The sequence below is a fragment of the Pandoraea sp. CB10b_02 genome, from assembly GCF_002216225.1.
Taxonomy (GTDB): Bacteria; Pseudomonadota; Gammaproteobacteria; order Burkholderiales; family Burkholderiaceae; genus Pandoraea; species Pandoraea nosoerga.
The window spans coordinates 344,819-361,047 of sequence record NZ_NJGW02000003.1 but is presented as its reverse complement, the minus strand read 5'-3'; the positions used below and the strand labels follow the sequence as shown (position 1 = coordinate 361,047).

Here is a 16,229-nt window from a genome sequence, read left to right as displayed (position 1 = left end):
GCGTGCAACGCCAGCCCGAACGAATTCGCAAGTATTTCGAGCACGGCCCTGTTCGCTATGCAGCTTGATACAAGTTCACAGGGGCCGGATCAATAATGGTGCCGGAATTGGTCAGCGTGCTGATTGTTCCCGTGTTCATAACGGCAGAGTTCAACGTAGACGTTTGCGTGATAGTCCCGGCGTTGAGCACCGAAGTGATGAACCCTGAGTTGGACAACGATCCGATGACTCCCGCGTTATACACGCCCGCTCCCCAGGTTGAGGCGTGAGTGATGCTTCCGCGATTCGAAATATCGGTGATCGTGCCCCTGTTTTGAATGCCCGACGTGTCACCAGAGATTGTTCCCGCGTTGATCAGCCAACCAATGCTCCCGAATGGACCCACGGAAATGGCAACGCCCACGCCCTGAATCAATCCCGAGTTGGTTATGGTTCCGATCGATCCGCCATTGTCGATGCCGCTGCCGGTCCCTGAGATCAGGTTGGTGTTGTTGATGGAATCGATAGCGTACTCGTTGTAGATGGCGGATATGGTTCCGGAAATGGTTCCGTCGTTTCGAATGGTTCCTATCGTGCCCGTATAACCCGTGGCGCCCATGTTCTCCAAGACACCATTTTGCACGCCATACCTTCCAACTACAGTGCCGGTAGCGTTATTTTGAACTTCACCGGTATAGCCAATATTGAGAAAGCCGGCTTGGTCGCCGCTCGAATAGCCGCTGTTCTCCAGCAGGCCCAACGTGCCCTGATTCGCCACGGCCGAAAAAAGAAGGCTTATACGGGAGCCCTGGTCCAAGGAGATAGACTGCAATTGCATGGCGTTGAATACGCCGTATGCGATGGAACTGAGGGTCACGTTCTGAATCCCGACTTGAATATAACCCGGGGCAGATACCAAGTAACAATCGGTCGTGACGTCCATCACGGTACAGGAGGTGGCGGTGGCGGTATTCGAGATACAACTCGCGACCATCGCAGACGTGGCGATAGCGAGTGCTTTTCGCTTCGGAAGGTATTCGGAGCGCGGCATGTTGTGTGGTTGTCTTGTTGTTCGGCGGGAAGGCGCGATGTCGAGGCGCTTTGTAAGCATCCTGTGGTGGAATCCCGGCGGTGCTCCCCACCCCCGATTTTCCCGGCTATACGAAATCTGACCCAGTTGCACCGGCGGCGCATTGGACTAAAGTCCTAGTCGGTCGAGATTATTCGGCCGCACGCGGGAGATCCGTGCCGGGGGCAGAGCGCTGTTGCGGACCGTCCGTTCCGTAGACAAAAGCGGACACCGGAGCGTCTGGTGAAAGCGGTTGTCGGTGCCCAGCGCTCCGTCCGGCCTAGGCCCGATCCCCCAACACCGTGGCCCGCGTGAATGCCTCGATGTTGTCGAGCAGCGCGTCGAGGGCGTCGCCGGCCCGCTTCACTTCTCCGGCAGCGATCGCTTCGGCCACTTCTGCGTGGAGCCGCGCCATCGTCGGCAGATCTGCCGCTTCCTGATAGTGGTAGTACCAGAACCGGCGCGACAGTCCGTGCATCAGACGCATCGCACCTTCGGCGAATTCGTTGCGGGCTGCCACCAGGCATAGTTCGTTGAACTCACGGTCCGCGCGCACGAATTCCACGTCTTTGCCCGTGCGGGCCGAACTTCTGAACTCCTTTGCCAGACGCGCGAAATGTGCGCGCTGCTCCGCCGAGGCCTTCCTTGCGGCGCTGCGGGCAATGAGTCTTTCCACTTCGCGTCGCGTCTCGAGCAGACGCAACTGCTTCGAGACGTCCATCGGCGGCACGAGAAGGCCGCGCTGCGGCAGCACCACGATCAGATGCTCGCGAGCCAGACGCTGAATGGCCTCGCGAATCGGCGTGCGACCGAACCCCGTCATTTCGCTCAACTGCAACTCCGACATCGTCGAACCCGGCGCCAGCCGCAGTGTCACGATCGCCTCTTCGATCCACTCGTAAGCCATGTCAACCATCCGACCCCGCGGGATGGCGTCCACGTCGAGCACTGCGGCTTCCGATTTTCCCGTCCGTTGGGTCGCTTTCCTTGTCGCCATTTCATCAATGTTCAGAGCAAATGTTAATTGTATATCACCTGCATCTGACGATAGCGACGTCCCATCACGGCGCCGTTCCACGCCCACCACTACGGGCTTTCCCGGTGTTTTGTCCGGTTGTTGCCGCCTTCTGATGTGCTATTATGAATCAACTAATATATTACTGGGGCGAGGGCAGTGGATATCAGACGGGAGGGCAACCCGGACGGTTTTCCGGTGATCGCGCTGCATGGCATTCAGGGGACAAACGCCTCATGGGGGGCGCTCGCTGCGGCGCTGGGCGACACGTTCCGTTTCATCCTGCCGAACATGCCCGGACGCGGCGACGCCGGCGCACCGGCTTCGCCGCAAGCCTGCAGTGTTCACGCGTTCGCGCGCGTGGCGAGTGCGGTCATCGAACAGGAGATCGGCGAGGGCCCTTACGCACTCGCCGGCTGGAGCATGGGGGTGTCCGTGATTCTCGAGTTGATGGCGCATCTGGCGCACGGCGCGGCACGCCATCGTGCGCCGGTCGCCGCCGTGCTCATGTCAGGCACTGCGCAGCTGAGCGACGTGTCGTGGTTCGTATCGACCGACGAGACGGCGCTCCTTGCCGAGATCCGGCAGCGCGAGCGGCGTCTGAACCTCAGGCAGGCGGCGGAGCCGCGTGCCGTGGCGTGGACGTGGCGCGCGCTCAAATCGGTCTCGCACTTGCCGAATCTGGCGTTCGTCACCATGCCGACGCTCATTGTGCACGGCGGCAACGACGAAGATTGCCCGATCGTTCACGCCCATCGCATGCAGGCGGGCATTCGTCACGCCTCGCTGCACGTGATCGCTGACGCAGGTCATTCGATCCTGACGCAAAACACGCAGGAGGTCAGCGCCGTCGTGCGCGGCTTCCTGACGAAACACTGCGAAGCGCCGGCGCCACGGCGCACCCCATCGGAGACCCCATGAGAATCGACGACTGTATTCATTTCTGCGCGCCATCCCGGCTCATCATCGAACTGGGGTATCGCCGCAAGCTGCCCAATCTCGTGCGCACGCTGGGCTATCGGCGAGGGCTGCTCGTCACCGACCGCTTCTTCGCGGAGAAAACGCCGTGGGTGACGGAGTACGTCAGCGCTTGCGAGCGCCTCGGCATTCGCATCGACGTCTACGCCGGCGGTCAACCCGACCCGACAACCGACCTGTGCGATCGCGCGACGGCCGAATTGCGCAGCACCCTCGGCGCTCAGTTGCCGGACCACGTCGTGTCGCTGGGCGGCGGCAGCAACATCGATCTGGCCAAGGCGTTGTGCGTCACCCTGCCGGCGGGCCGCCCCATCCGTGAGTTTGGCAGCAGTGTCGCGAGCGACGCGCCCGTCATCGACCATATCGCGATACCCACCACGGCCGGCACCGGCTCCGAACTCACGCCGGGGGCCATCCTGTTCGATCCGGCGACCGGCATCAAGACAGCGGTGATGGACAATCGATTGCGTCCCGTGGTCGCGGCGATCGACCCCGAGCTCACGTTCACGTGTCCGCCGAAGGTCACGGCCGAATCCGGAATCGACGCCCTCACGCACGCGATCGAATCGTTCGTCACGCTCGACTCCGCGCAGTTCGATCGCAACGGCAGCTTCGATCCCGGCTACAGCGGGCGCAGCGCGCTGACGATGCTCTTCGCGCGCGAATCGATCCGGCTCGCCGCCGCCTATCTGCTTCGCTGCTATGAGGACGGCAGCGACGTGCAGGCGCGCGTCGGCATGTGCTACGCGAGCGTCTATGCCGCAATGTCGTATGGCAGCGCCGGCCTCAACGCGGTGCACGGCATCGCGTATGGCGTGGCGGCGCTCACGCACCAGTCGCATGGCGCCACGAACGCCGTCGTTCTGCCCTACGCCATCGACGCGTTGCGCGATTCGCGGCACGCCGAGCTTCTGGAGGTGGCGCGCCTCTTCGGTATCGGGACAGCCGACGAGGTGCAGGCCGTTCGCGAGCTGCCGGGTACGTTGCGGGCGCTTGTCGGCAAGCTCGGCATTCCTACCGATCTCAATGCTTTCGGCGTCGCCCGAGCATCCCTGAACGAATTGCTGACCGACTCCCTTGGCGTGACCCGGTTGGCCAAAGCATTCCCCGTGGGGAATATCGAAGAAAGCTACGCGCAAATCATCGACAACGCGTGGCATGGAGGTCTTCGAGACGAGAAGGCGGAGAGACGCCCGGCCGCCTGATCGACGCGATTCCCCTCGCTTCGTCGGGCTGCCGCCGGCACGCAAAGACACATTCATCATTCGGCCGGATACACGGGCCACTTTGCGCCTCGCCGTCTAATATGTTAGCTGATGATCAGCGCCATGTATTGGAGGAGACACAAACATGGATATGTCCGCAGCCGCGTCGCGGCTAGGTGTTGACGTCGTCGCGCGCCTCGAGCGGTTGCCGATGACGAACTATCAACGAACGCTTTTCTCTATCATCGCCACCGCCTGGTTCTTCGATTCCATGGACCTGGGGCTGATGACGTTCGTCCTCGGCTCAATCAAGGCGGAATTCGGTCTGTCCGCGTCGCAGGCGGGGCTGCTCGCCAGCGCCAGCTTTCTCGGCATGTTCGTGGGGGCTGCCACAGCGGGGCTGCTTGCCGACAAGTTCGGACGCAAGCCGGTCTTCCAGGTGAGCATGATTTTCTGGGGGGTAGGCAGCCTGATGTGCGGCTTCGCCCACAGCGTCGAATCGCTGATGCTGTACCGCGTGCTGCTCGGCTTCGGCATGGGCATGGAATTCCCGATCGGGCTGTCGATGGTCTCCGAGATCGTGCCTGCCAGGAGTCGCGGCAAGTACGTGGCCATCCTGGAAGGTTTCTGGCCGATCGGGTTCATCGCGGCAGGCGTGTTTTCGTACTTCATGCTGCCGGCGATCGGCTGGCGCGGCATCTTCATCGCGTTGGCGATCCCGGCTGTCTTCGTGTTCGTTGTCAGACGCATGGTGCCCGAGTCGCCCCGCTGGCTCGAGGACACCGGACGCATGAAGGAGGCCGCCGATGTGATGAATCACATCGAAACGAGGGTCCAGCGCGCCCATGGCCGCCAGTTGCCCGAGCCGGCCATTGCCGCGGGCGTGCGCCATGGGCCGGCCGATCGCAAGGCGCTGCTCGCGGAAATCTGGCGCGGGGAGTATGCGAAGCGCACGCTCATGCTGTGGACCACCTGGTTCTTCGCGCTGCTCGGCTACTACGGGCTCACCACATGGCTTGGCGCGCTGCTGCAGCAGGCCGGCTACGAGATCACCAAGTCGGTGCTGTACACGGTCTACATCTCGCTGGCGGGCATTCCCGGCTTCCTCTTCTCCGCGTGGCTGCTTGAGAAATGGGGACGCAAGCCGACCTGCGCGTTGATGCTGCTCGGCAGCGCCGTCGCCGCGTATCTTTACGGTCAGGCGGCGGGCACCCGGGCCCCGATCGAGCAACTGATCGCCGCGGGCCTGATGATGCAGTTCTTCCTGTTCGGGATGTGGTCCGTGCTGTACGCCTACACGCCAGAGCTCTATCCGACGCGCACGCGCGCGACCGGCTCTGGCTTCGCGTCGTCCATCGGGCGCGTCGGCTCTCTCGCCGGTCCCTTCGCGATCGGCGTGCTGCTCCCGACGTGGGGGCAGACGGGGGTATTTACCATGGGGGCGCTCTCGTTCGTGATCGCCGCGCTTGCCGTGCTGCTGCTCGGCGTCGAGACGAAGGGCCGCTCGCTGGAGGACGTCTCGCACTGAGTCGTTGCCGGAACGTCATCGGCTTCCCGGGGGCAGGGCGCCGTCCCTGCTCCCGCCGCGCGCGAGGCGATCGCGCTGACAACGCCCGCCAACGGGTGTCGTCGGCGCGCCGCCCCGGGCATGCGCACTCTCCCGAGTCATTCCATCGCTTTCCATCCCATTGTGCAAACCGGCGAAGACCGCCGAAGACCGCCCGGTTGACTTTTATCACGATGCAACTAACATATTAGTTGTGCATTTCATGACGAGCGCCGATTCGGAGAAAGGAGACAAATCATGGTTACCGAGCGTCAGTTGAAGTTCAGGGAGCAGTACAAGTCCGGCATCAGTCCGATGTACAACGGCCTGCTGCATATCACGGTGATGTACATCGTGGCTGTCGGCGCCGTCTGGTACGCCGTGAGCCGTCTGCAGCATCCCACATGGGAATGGCTGCTGATCGTACCGGTGTTTCTGGCGGGCAACTTTGCCGAGTGGTTCATGCACCGGTTCGTGATGCACCGGCGGGTGGACGTCTGGGGGCTGCGCGAGATTTACAACCGCCACACGCGCCAGCATCATCAATACTTCACGGATCAGTTGTCGACGATCGATACGACGCGCGAATTCCGGATCGTGTTCTTCCCGTGGCGCGTGCTGGTCACGCTCGGGGTGGGCGGCGGCGTGCTGGGCTACGTGACGTCGTGGATCCTGAACGCCAATGCGGGATGGATGGTGTTTCTGACGATGGTCGGCCAGTACGTGATCTACGAGACCTTTCACTACTGCTGCCACTGCCACGAGAACTGGTTCGTGCGCAACATGCCGTTCATCAACACGATCCGCCGGCATCACACGGCCCATCACAACATGGGCATCATGATGAAGTACAACATGAACCTGACGTTCCCGATCGCCGACTGGTTCATGGGAACGAGCGATCTGCGTCGCGGCCTGCTCGGCCATCTGTTCAACGGCTACAGCGAGGCGCACATCAAGAGCGAACTCAAGCCGATCATCGCGAAGTTCAGGGACGATCACTCGCGCGTCACGCTCGACGGCCCGATTCTGACCGACGAAGAACGCAAGGCGATGACGGCGATTTGAGCGGCGTGCGCCCCGGCGCCGAGGGTTCCGGGGCTTGCCGCACGGCGCCGCAATCGCCGGACTTACACCCGCCGGCCGTGCGAAAGCCCCGGCATGTCGGGGCTTCGCGCATACGCCGGCGGCGTGCCGATCGCTTCGCGCACGATCGGGGGCGGGGCTTTGCCTGTCTGCTTATCCCGCCATGACCGATACCGCCTTGGTGACGAGGTACGCCTCCATCGCTTCCGGCCCGCCTTCCGAGCCGTAGCCGGAATCCTTCACGCCGCCGAAGGGCATCTCGGGCGAGGGCGCGGCCGGCTGGTTGATCCACAGCATGCCGACTTCCAGTTGCTGCGAGAGCAGATGCACGTTGCGGACCGATTCCGTGAACGCATAGCCGGCCAGCCCGAACGGCAGGCGATTGGCTTCGGCGATCGCGTCCTCGAGCTTGTCGAAACCGCGGATCGCGGCCACCGGGCCGAACGGCTCGTTGTTGAACACGTCGGCCTCGAGCGACACGTCGGTGAGCACGGTCGGTGCGAAGAAGTTGCCCGCCGTTCCCACGCGCTCGCCGCCCGTGGCAATCGTGGCGCCGGTCTTGCGAGCGTCCTCGACGATGCGGCTCATCGCCGTCAGGCGACGGGCGTTGGCGAGCGGCCCGAGCGTCGTGCCTTCGGCCAGACCGTCGCCGAGCTTCAGGCCTTGCGCGTGCTTGACCAGCGCCTTGGCGAACTCGTCCTTCACGCTGTTGTGCACGAGAAAACGCGTCGGCGAAATACACACCTGACCGGCGTTGCGGAACTTGGCGCCGCCCGCGGCCTTGACGGCCAGCGCCAGATCGGCGTCCTCGGCGACGATCACCGGGGCGTGGCCGCCCAGCTCCATCGTCGCGCGCTTCATGTGCAGGCCCGCGAGCGAGGCAAGCTGCTTGCCGACCGGCGTCGAGCCGGTGAACGTGACCTTGCGGATCACCGGATGCGGAATCAGATAACTCGAAATCTCCGCCGGATCGCCGAACACCAGACCGACCGTGCCGGCCGGCACGCCGGCTTCGACGAACGCCTGCAGCAGCGCGGCGGGTGACGCCGGGGTTTCTTCCGGGGCCTTGACGAGGAACGAGCAGCCGCTCGCGAGCGCCGCGCTCAATTTGCGCACGACCTGGTTGACCGGGAAGTTCCACGGCGTGAAGGCCGCGACCGGGCCGATCGGCTCCTTGAGCACGAGTTGCTGGGCGTTGAGGTTGCGCGACGGCACGATGCGGCCATACACGCGCATCCCCTCGTCGGCGAACCACTCGATGATGCCCGCCGCGGCGAGCACCTCCAGGCGCGCCTCGACGAACGGCTTGCCCTGCTCCTGCGTCATCAGGCGACCGATGGCGTCGGCTCGCTCCCGCACCAGCGCGGCGGCCTTGCGCATCGTGGCGGCGCGCTCGACGGCGGGGATCTTGCGCCAGGCGGCGAAACCGCGTTGCGCGGCTTCGAGGGCGCGGTCCAGATCGGCAATGCCGGCGTGCGCGACCTTGCCGATGGTGTTGCCCGTTGCCGGGTTGACGACGTCGATCGTCTTGCCGCTCGCGGCGTCGCACCACTCGCCGTCAATCAGAAGGCGGGTGTCTGTATATCCTGATGTGGCCATGTTGGGTTTCCTTGAAAAGGGGGGCACAAAGCGGAAAATCGGAAAAGCGGAAGTCGGGCGCGCGGGCGGTGCAGACCGCACGGGCCGCACGGGAGGCCGCGACGCGAAGCGCGCCCGCGGCGCGCCTCGTCACTTTACATCGAAGCTTCGAGCATTTCCCGGTAGTCCTGCGCCGAGGCGTCCCGCGGGTTGGTCTTGTGACTGTGATCCTTCAGTGCGCCCTCGATGATGCGCGGAAACATTTCCGCTGTCACGCCAAGTTCCGCGAGTCCGCGCGGCAGCCCCAGCGTTGCCGTCATCCGGGCGATCGCCGGGCCGACATCGTCGCCCGATGCGAGCCCCATCGCCTGCGCCAGGCGCTCGAGCTTGCCTTCTTCCCGCATCGACGGCGCCTCGCGGTTGAACGCGATCACCGCCGGCAGCAAGATGGCGTTGAGCGTGCCATGATGCAGGCGCGGATCGATGCCGCCGAGCGAATGGCTCAGGCTATGCACGCACCCCAGTCCCTTCTGGAACGCCAGCGCACCCTGCATGGAAGCGCTCATCATGTTCAGCCGCGCGGTGCGGTCGCCGGGCTCGCGCGTGGCGCGCTCGATGTGCCGCCAGGCGCGCCAGAGGCCGTCGAGCGCGATGCCGTCGGCCGGCGGATTGAAAGACGGCGCCATGAAAGTCTCGATACAGTGCGCAATGGCGTCCATGCCGGTCGCGGCCGTGAGGCCGGCCGGCAGACCGAGCGTGAGCGTCGGATCGCAGATGGCCACGCGCGGCACGACGTGCGGCGAAATTACGCCGACCTTGCGGCCGTCATCGAGGATCAGGATCGCGCCGCGACCGACTTCGCTGCCGGTGCCCGCGGTCGTCGGAATCGCGATGACCGGTGCGGTGGCCGACGTGATGCGCGCCGCGCCGCCTTCAATGACCGCGAAGCGCTGAAGCGGCCCCTCGTGCGTGGCACACACCGCAACGCCTTTGGCCAGATCGATCGACGACCCGCCGCCCAGCGCGATCACGCCGTCGCACTCGTTTGCCTTGTACAGCGCTACCGCATCGCGCACGACCGATTCATTCGGATTGGGCGGCGTGCCGTCGAACACCGGCACCGGGGCTGTCGCGCCCAGGGCGGCGAGCACCGTGTCGAGCAGACCGGCGGCACGAATGCCAGCGTCGGTCACGATCAGCGGGCGGCCAATGCCGATGCGCTCGCATTCCGCGGCCAGAAGGCGGATCGAGTCGAAGCCGAACTGGATCTGCGTGATGTAGTTGATGAGGGACATGGTAGATGACGGAAAGTTATAGGAAGGCTATGCTCTTGCCGAGACTCCGCAGTGTATGCCCCATAGCGGCGCGCCGGAATTGACAGCATTTGATAGTGATATAACTTTCCATCAGTTCAACATGCCCCCGACCCTCAACTCGATCATCTCCCGCCTGCACGTCAAGCAGCTTCGCCTGCTGATCGCCATCGAAGAGCACGGCTCGCTGCTGGGCGCGGCCAAGCAACTGGCCATGACGCAGCCCGGCGCGAGCAAGGCGCTGCACGAGATCGAGACGACTTTCGGGGCGTCGCTGTTCGAGCGCTCGAATCGCGGCCTCGAGCCCAACGCCGTGGGGCGCTGCGTGATTCGCTACGCGCGGCTGATCCAGTCCGATCTCGCCCACCTGCGCGAGGAGATGGTGGGGATCATGCGCGGCCACGGCGGCAGGGTCTCGGTGGGCGTGATCATGGGCGCGGTGCCGCTGCTGACCGACGCCATCACCGTCGTCACCGACGCGCAGCCGGACATGTCGATCGAAATCGTGGAGGACACGAGCGCCACGTTGCTCAGCCTGATCGACGCCGGCCGGCTCGACCTGGCCATTTGCCGCACGAGCGTGAGCCAGACGCCTTATCTCTATGACAGCACCTTCGTGCGCGACGAGACGCTGGCTGTCATTGCCAATGCCGCGCATCCGCTCGCGCACGAGGCGCGCGTCGCGCTTGGCGATCTCACCGACTACCGATGGGTCGTCTACCGCGCGAACATGCCGATGCGGCTGCTGCTCGAGCGCGAGTTCCACGACGCCGGATTGCGCTTTCCCGCACACCTTCTGGAGACGACCTCCGCTTTTGCAACGGTGTCGCTGCTGCAAAAAAACGCGTCGCTGGTGGCGCTCGTGTCGACGGACGTGGCGCGTTTCTATACCGGGCACGGCGTGGCGTGCACGCTGCCGCTGCAACTCGCATCGCGCAGCGAGCCTTACGAACTGGTGACGCGCCGCGGCGCGCCGCTCTCGCACGGCGCGCAAATGCTCATGGAGGCGATCGTCTCGCGCGGCGCGCAACAGGTCGAATGACGCGCGCGGCGCGCCGCCCCTCGCGCTCCCTCGCGCCGGCTTGCGATGGCCCAGTATGCGTGACCGGCATGGCGGCGGCAGGCCCTGCCGGCGCAGGGTATAGCGAAGAGTTATATCGATAACGCAAACCGTCAGTGTACGGGTGCGATACGCCTTTGTAGACTTCGTTCGTTTGCAAAATAACGAGGTGGAGACAATGAGCGGAATTGCGCCCAACAGCGCCGGCAATGCCGGGCTGACGGCAGACATCAAAGAGACCATGGTTCCCGATGCCGAGCGCCGGCGCGCCCTGCTCGGCAGTGCGGTCGGCAGCACGATCGAGTGGTACGACTACTTTCTCTACGGAACCATGGCGTCGATCATCTTCGCCAAGCAGTTCTTCCCGAGCACCGATCCGCTGGTCAGCCAGTTGCTGGCGCTGGCGGCGTTCGCGCTGGCGTTCGTCATCCGGCCGCTGGGCGGCGTGATCTTCGCGCACATCGGCGATCGCGTCGGTCGCAAGAAGACGCTGGCCATCACGCTGTCGATGATGGGGATGTCGACGGTATGCATGGGACTGCTGCCCAACTACGACCAGATCGGCGTCTGGGCGCCGATCCTGCTCTCGCTCCTGCGCCTGATGCAGGGGCTCGCGCTTGGCGGCGAGTGGGGTGGCGGCGTGCTGCTAGCGGTCGAATATTCGCCGCGTCATCGCCGGGGCTTCTATGGTGCGGTGCCCCAGACGGGCGCGGTGCTCGGCCTGGCCCTGGGCAACATCATCACGTCCGCGATGAGCAACACGATGAGCGACGCGGACTTCCAGAGCTGGGGCTGGCGCATTCCCTTCGTGGGCTCGATCGTGCTGGTGCTGATCGGCATGTGGATTCGCAATGCGGTCGGTGAAACGCCGTCGTTCAAGAAGATCCTCGCCACGCGCAGTCATGCGCGCATTCCGCTCACCGAGACGTTGCAGGACCACTGGCGTTCCGTGCTCATCGCCATCGGCGCGAAGGTCGTGGAGACGTCGACCTTCTTCCTGTACGCAACGTTCACCGTGTCGTACATGATCGGCCACGGGTTCCAGCGCTCGGAAATCCTGAACATCGTGCTGGTCTGCGCGCTGATCGCCTTTCCGTTCATGCTGTACTTCGGGCACCTGTCGGACAAGGTCGGCCGCAAGAAGGTGTTCATCTACGGCAGCATCGCGTTCATCGTGTGGATCGCGCCGTTCTTCTGGCTGCTGAACCAGAAATCGATCCTGCTCGCGGCGCTGGCCGTCGGCGTGGGGCTTGGCGTGATCTGGACAACCTACGGCTCGATGATCGGCACGCTGCTCGCCGAAGCCTTCCCGGCGACGATCCGCTACACGGGCATGTCGCTCGGCTACCAGATCGGCGCGGCGCTGGTGGGCGGTCCCATGCCGCTCATTGCCACGGCGCTGGTCGCCTACTTCGGCGGCAGCTACGTGCCGGTGGTCGTCTTCATGATCGCGTGCGCACTCGTGTCGATCGTCGCGGTCGCCTGCGTGAGGGATCGCAGCGGCATGCCGCTCGACGACTGACGGCGCTGAGCGCGGCGGCTCGACCACGGACGCGCCGCGCGCTTGAGGCGCGTTGCGACGCGCGGGTCATCCGGCGGTCTCGTCGAACACCCGCGCCGCGGTGGCGCCTGACGAAAAATACTTGCCCGGCGTGGTGTGGAACGTGCGCCGAAAGAGCGAGATGAAGGCGCTCGCGTTGTCGTAGCCGAGATCGAGCGCCACGGTGCCGACCGGTTGTCCGGACGCGAGCAACTCCAGCGCGCGCAGCAGCCGGGCGCGCTGACGCCATGCCGTGAACGTGAGTCCCGTCTCCTCGACGAACCGGCGGCTCACGGTGCGCGGCGCCGCGTTGGCCCACGCCGACCACTCGTCGAGTGTTCGCGCATCGGCGGGGTTGTCGACCAGGGCCGAAGCAATGCGGCGCAAACGCGCGTCGCCCGGCATGGGGAGACGGAACGTGTCTGCCGGGCTCATCGCGATCTCGTCGAGAATGACCTGCATGACGTTGGCCTGCACGCGGTCCGGCACCCCGATCTCCCACGGTGCGGCGCGCGCCACGGCTTCGCGAAGGAGCCCCGAGACCTCGATGGCGCGCGGCTGCGCCGGCAGCCCCTCGCATTTGTCGGGCCGCACGTACACCGCCCAACCAAAGAAAGGCCCGTGAGAAAAGGCCGCATGAGGATGATTGGGCGGCACCCATACGGCGCGCGTCGTCGGAATCACCCACGCGCCCAGACCCGTGCGCACCGTCAGCAAACCGGTGAACAGCCCGAGCAGTTGGCCCGGGGCGTGCCGGTGCGTCTCGGACACGCGCGGCACGCTGTGTCGCCCGACCAGGGCGAGCAACGGGGGGTCGTGCTCGCCCATGTGGTGCACGCGCTCCATCTTTCGTTTGAGCAGGGCAGGTAAACTCATGGCGTCATTGCGCTATTGAATGTCTGCAATAGTCTATCAGCGCCATGGGCGGCGGCGATATGCTCGGGCCGTGTTCATGAAGGAGCGTCCCGCATGTCTCAGTCCCGCCAACCCCAGGTAAATCTCGACGCGCTGTATGACCCGCCGTCGGAGACGATCGTCAAGGGCGTGATGTCCCGCCTGCTGCCGTTTCATATCGCGTATCTCGATGTGGCCACGTTCTTCTGTCTTGCCACCGGCGGCGCGCAAGGCCTCGATGCTTCGCCGCGCGGCGGCGAGCCCGGCTTCGTCAAAGTGCTCGACGAGAGGACCGTCGCGTTCGCCGACTGGCCCGGCAACAATCGCATCGCCTCATTGCGAAATCTGACCGAAGACGATCGCGTCGGCATGCTGTTCCTGTTTCCGGGACTGGAAGTCTTCATGCGCATCAACGGCCGCGCACGCATTTGCGTCGACGCCGATCTGCTTTCGAAACTCGGGGAAGGGGGGCGCACGCCGAAGACGGGGATTGTCGTCGCCATCGACGAAGTGCTGTTTCACTGCGGCAAGGCGATCAACCGCGCGAAGCTGTGGAAACCCGAGTCGCAACTCGAGCGCAAGGCCGTACCGTCGATGGGTGAGATGAAGGCGGCGCTCACGGGCATCGACCCCTCGAAGGCGGGCGAGATCGATGCGGGGTATTACCGCGCGGTGCGCGGCGACCTGTACTGACCTGTACTGAGCTGTGAGATGGAAAAACGGCGCGCGCGGACTTACCCTTGCGCGCCCGCCGATTCCTGCGCGCGGCGCAGGCGCTCCCGGCTGTTGGTCAGGTGCGTGCGCATGGCGGCGCGCGCCGCTTCCGGGTCGCGCCGCGCAATGGCGTTGTAAATGTCCTCGTGCTCGCGATTGACGCGATTCAGATACGAGACCTGATCGTCGTCGGCCAGCGCGGCGGAGTTCACGCGCGTGCGCGGAATGATCGTATTGCCGAGCTGTTCGAGAATGTCATGGAAATAGCGGTTGCCGGTCGCGCTCGCCACATGCAGGTGAAACGCCACGTCGGCCGTGACCGCGTTGCCGGTGCGCTGGCGCACGTGCATTTCGAAATCGTCGAGCGACTGGCGCATGAGCTTGAGCTGCGCGTCGGTGCGGCGGTTCGCCGCCAGCCCGGCCGCTTCGGTTTCCAGCGAAATGCGCAGCTCGAGAATCGCCATGACGTCGAGCATTGTCAGAATGCTGTTGGTGTCGACCTGCAATGCGTTCTCGCGCGGCGCCTCGAGCACGAAGGTGCCGATGCCGTGACGCGTCTCCACCAGCTGCGCCGCCTGCAGACGCGAGATCGCCTCTCGCACCACCGTGCGGCTCACGCCGAGACTCTCCATGATGGCCGACTCCGTCGGCAGCTTGTCGCCTGGCCGGAACGTGCCGGCGCGAATCTGCTCGGACAAGGCGCTCACGACCTCTTCCGTGAGACTGCGAGACTTGCGGCGAGGGCGTGCGGGCAAGGGGCTGGTCATGGACATGGCGTCGGCTGGAATGTGGGTGACGAGAACGTCCCCAGTTTACCTTATCGACCGCTCGATACCTATCAATACATACGACGACCGATAAGAATCGACCGCCGCCGCCGCACACCATTGCTGTGCGGCGGCGGCGGCCAAAGTACGGCTTCTCGCGACCACTCTCGACCGCCGGACGCGCGTCACGCGACGCTCGCCCGGCGGGTGTGCTGCTCTGGGAAAGACGTCAGAAGTCGACCCGGATCCCGAGCATGCCGACGAACTGCGAACTCGTCGACGACGGCGTGCTGTTCTGCGAGTCGCCCACCACCGGGCCCGCGTTGATGATGCTCGACGCGTTCGCGGAGAGCGACTTGCCGCTGGCGTGCTGCCAGGCTTCGAGCGCGTACAGCGACGTGCGCTTCGACAGCGAATACACCTGCGCCAGCGAGACCTGGTGATAGGTCGCCGCATCGCTGATGCCGTTGGACTTCGACGCTGCCGTGTAGCTGTACGCCGCCGCCAGTCGCCACTGCGGCGCGACGATCCACGACGCATGCACGCCGGCCGTATTGAAGACGGCCGTGTCGTGGAACAGCGACGCCGCGCCCGGTTTGTACTGCACGTTGCTGTAGGAGGCGCCGAGCGTCACGTTGCCGATCGTGTAGATGCCCGCGACTGCCATGTGCTGCAGCACGTCGGCTGTCACGTAGCCCTGGTTGACGGCGGAGGTGCCGAACGAGCCCGTCGACGCGCTGTTCCAGCTCGTGCCGCCGCCCACGTTGTTCATGCGCAGGTAGCCGGCCGCGATGGACAGCGGGCCGCCGTCGTAGCGCAGCGCGCCCGAGTACATGTTGCCCTTGCTGAACGCGCCCGCCTGACCGCCGAAGCCGTACTGCAGGCTGGCAGTCACGCCCCACAGCACCGGCGACGTGTACGTCACGGAGTTGTTGATGCGGATCGTCGTGTCCAGGCCGTCGATATCGCCCGGATGCGCGCCGGTCGCGCCGGTGAGGTATGTCGTGGGGCCGATCGTGCCGACGAGCAGGTAGTACGGCGTGTACTGGCGGCCGATGGTGAGCGTGCCCAGATTGTCGTTCTTCAGGCCGACGAACGCCTGGCGGTTGAACATCACCCCCGACGTGCTGAAGGCGCCGCTATTGACGTCGAAACCGTTCTCCAGCTGAAACAGCGCACGTGTGCCGCCGCCCAGGTCCTCGGTGCCGCGCAGGCCCCAGCGGCTACCGGCCAGGTTGCCGTTGCGCAGATAGGTGTTCGACTTGCCGTTCTGGTTGCTGCTGTAGGTCAATGCGTCGTCGATGATCCCGTACAGCGTCACGTTCGACTGCGCCATTGCCGGCACGGCGCCGGCGGCGAGACCGGCCAATACGAGCCCGGCAAACAGTGTCTTTTGTCTCACGACTTCTCCTCTTGTGATGTGTCTTCTTGTGATTCGATTAGTACACCGATATGACAACGATGGCGCCGGTGCGCGCGAAGGCG

Annotated in this window: 14 protein-coding genes; 7 read left to right on the top strand and 7 right to left on the bottom strand. The window is 64.7% G+C overall.

What is annotated here, in order from left to right:
• Positions 1-55: 55 nt before the first annotated feature.
• Together CDN36_RS05100 and CDN36_RS05095 are read right to left on the bottom strand one after the other, a co-directional pair.
• The gene (locus CDN36_RS05100; protein WP_287496146.1) at positions 56-1,030 is read right to left on the bottom strand and encodes a hypothetical protein; all 975 of its coding nucleotides are present in this window, start codon (positions 1,028-1,030) and stop codon (positions 56-58) included.
• 298 nt (positions 1,031-1,328) lie between these two features.
• Positions 1,329-1,964: a GntR family transcriptional regulator gene (locus tag CDN36_RS05095; RefSeq protein WP_150554823.1), complete on the bottom strand. Its 636-nt coding sequence runs from the start codon at positions 1,962-1,964 to the stop codon at positions 1,329-1,331.
• 258 nt (positions 1,965-2,222) lie between these two features.
• Here CDN36_RS05095 and CDN36_RS05090 point away from each other — a divergent pair, with 258 nt between their 5' ends.
• The 4 genes from CDN36_RS05090 to CDN36_RS05075 all read left to right on the top strand — a co-directional run bounded on the left by CDN36_RS05090 (position 2,223) and on the right by CDN36_RS05075 (position 6,860).
• On the top strand, positions 2,223-2,984 hold the full coding sequence (locus tag CDN36_RS05090; RefSeq protein WP_287496145.1) for an alpha/beta fold hydrolase: 762 nt from the start codon (positions 2,223-2,225) through the stop codon (positions 2,982-2,984).
• On the top strand, positions 2,981-4,246 hold the full coding sequence (locus tag CDN36_RS05085) for an iron-containing alcohol dehydrogenase (protein WP_150554560.1): 1,266 nt from the start codon (positions 2,981-2,983) through the stop codon (positions 4,244-4,246). The genes CDN36_RS05090 and CDN36_RS05085 overlap by 4 nt, the downstream gene beginning before the upstream one ends.
• 145 nt (positions 4,247-4,391) lie before the next feature.
• On the top strand, positions 4,392-5,774 hold the full coding sequence (locus CDN36_RS05080; protein ID WP_287496144.1) for an MFS transporter: 1,383 nt from the start codon (positions 4,392-4,394) through the stop codon (positions 5,772-5,774).
• A 276-nt stretch (positions 5,775-6,050) separates the two neighbouring features.
• Positions 6,051-6,860: a fatty acid hydroxylase family protein gene (locus tag CDN36_RS05075; RefSeq protein ID WP_287496143.1), complete on the top strand. Its 810-nt coding sequence runs from the start codon at positions 6,051-6,053 to the stop codon at positions 6,858-6,860.
• A 171-nt stretch (positions 6,861-7,031) separates the two neighbouring features.
• On the opposite strand, the gene CDN36_RS05070 is transcribed toward CDN36_RS05075, so the two are convergent.
• Together CDN36_RS05070 and gbd are read right to left on the bottom strand one after the other, a co-directional pair.
• Complete coding sequence (locus CDN36_RS05070; RefSeq protein ID WP_287496142.1) at positions 7,032-8,477, bottom strand: NAD-dependent succinate-semialdehyde dehydrogenase; 1,446 nt, start codon at positions 8,475-8,477, stop codon at positions 7,032-7,034.
• Between the two features lie 134 nt (positions 8,478-8,611).
• Positions 8,612-9,751 carry a 4-hydroxybutyrate dehydrogenase gene (gene gbd / locus CDN36_RS05065; protein ID WP_287496141.1) on the bottom strand — a complete coding sequence of 380 codons (1,140 nt, stop codon included), beginning with the start codon at positions 9,749-9,751 and terminating at the stop codon, positions 8,612-8,614.
• Between the two features lie 121 nt (positions 9,752-9,872).
• Between gbd and CDN36_RS05060 the strand changes: the two genes are divergently transcribed.
• The gene (locus CDN36_RS05060) at positions 9,873-10,811 is read left to right on the top strand and encodes a LysR family transcriptional regulator (protein WP_287496140.1); all 939 of its coding nucleotides are present in this window, start codon (positions 9,873-9,875) and stop codon (positions 10,809-10,811) included.
• A gap of 196 nt (positions 10,812-11,007) precedes the next feature.
• Positions 11,008-12,351, top strand: coding sequence for an MFS transporter (locus CDN36_RS05055; protein ID WP_150554554.1), 1,344 nt, complete (start codon positions 11,008-11,010; stop codon positions 12,349-12,351).
• 66 nt (positions 12,352-12,417) lie between these two features.
• Here the strand turns inward: CDN36_RS05055 and CDN36_RS05050 are convergent, their stop codons facing one another.
• Complete coding sequence (locus tag CDN36_RS05050; protein ID WP_287496139.1) at positions 12,418-13,245, bottom strand: AraC family transcriptional regulator; 828 nt, start codon at positions 13,243-13,245, stop codon at positions 12,418-12,420.
• A 93-nt stretch (positions 13,246-13,338) separates the two neighbouring features.
• Here CDN36_RS05050 and CDN36_RS05045 point away from each other — a divergent pair, with 93 nt between their 5' ends.
• On the top strand, positions 13,339-13,956 hold the full coding sequence (locus CDN36_RS05045) for an MSMEG_1061 family FMN-dependent PPOX-type flavoprotein (protein WP_287496138.1): 618 nt from the start codon (positions 13,339-13,341) through the stop codon (positions 13,954-13,956).
• Between the two features lie 41 nt (positions 13,957-13,997).
• Here the strand turns inward: CDN36_RS05045 and CDN36_RS05040 are convergent, their stop codons facing one another.
• Together CDN36_RS05040 and CDN36_RS05035 are read right to left on the bottom strand one after the other, a co-directional pair.
• On the bottom strand, positions 13,998-14,744 hold the full coding sequence (locus CDN36_RS05040) for a FadR/GntR family transcriptional regulator (RefSeq protein WP_150554552.1): 747 nt from the start codon (positions 14,742-14,744) through the stop codon (positions 13,998-14,000).
• A 229-nt stretch (positions 14,745-14,973) separates the two neighbouring features.
• Positions 14,974-16,146, bottom strand: a complete 1,173-nt coding sequence (locus CDN36_RS05035; protein ID WP_280525219.1) for a porin — start codon at positions 16,144-16,146, stop codon at positions 14,974-14,976.
• Positions 16,147-16,229 lie beyond the last annotated feature (83 nt).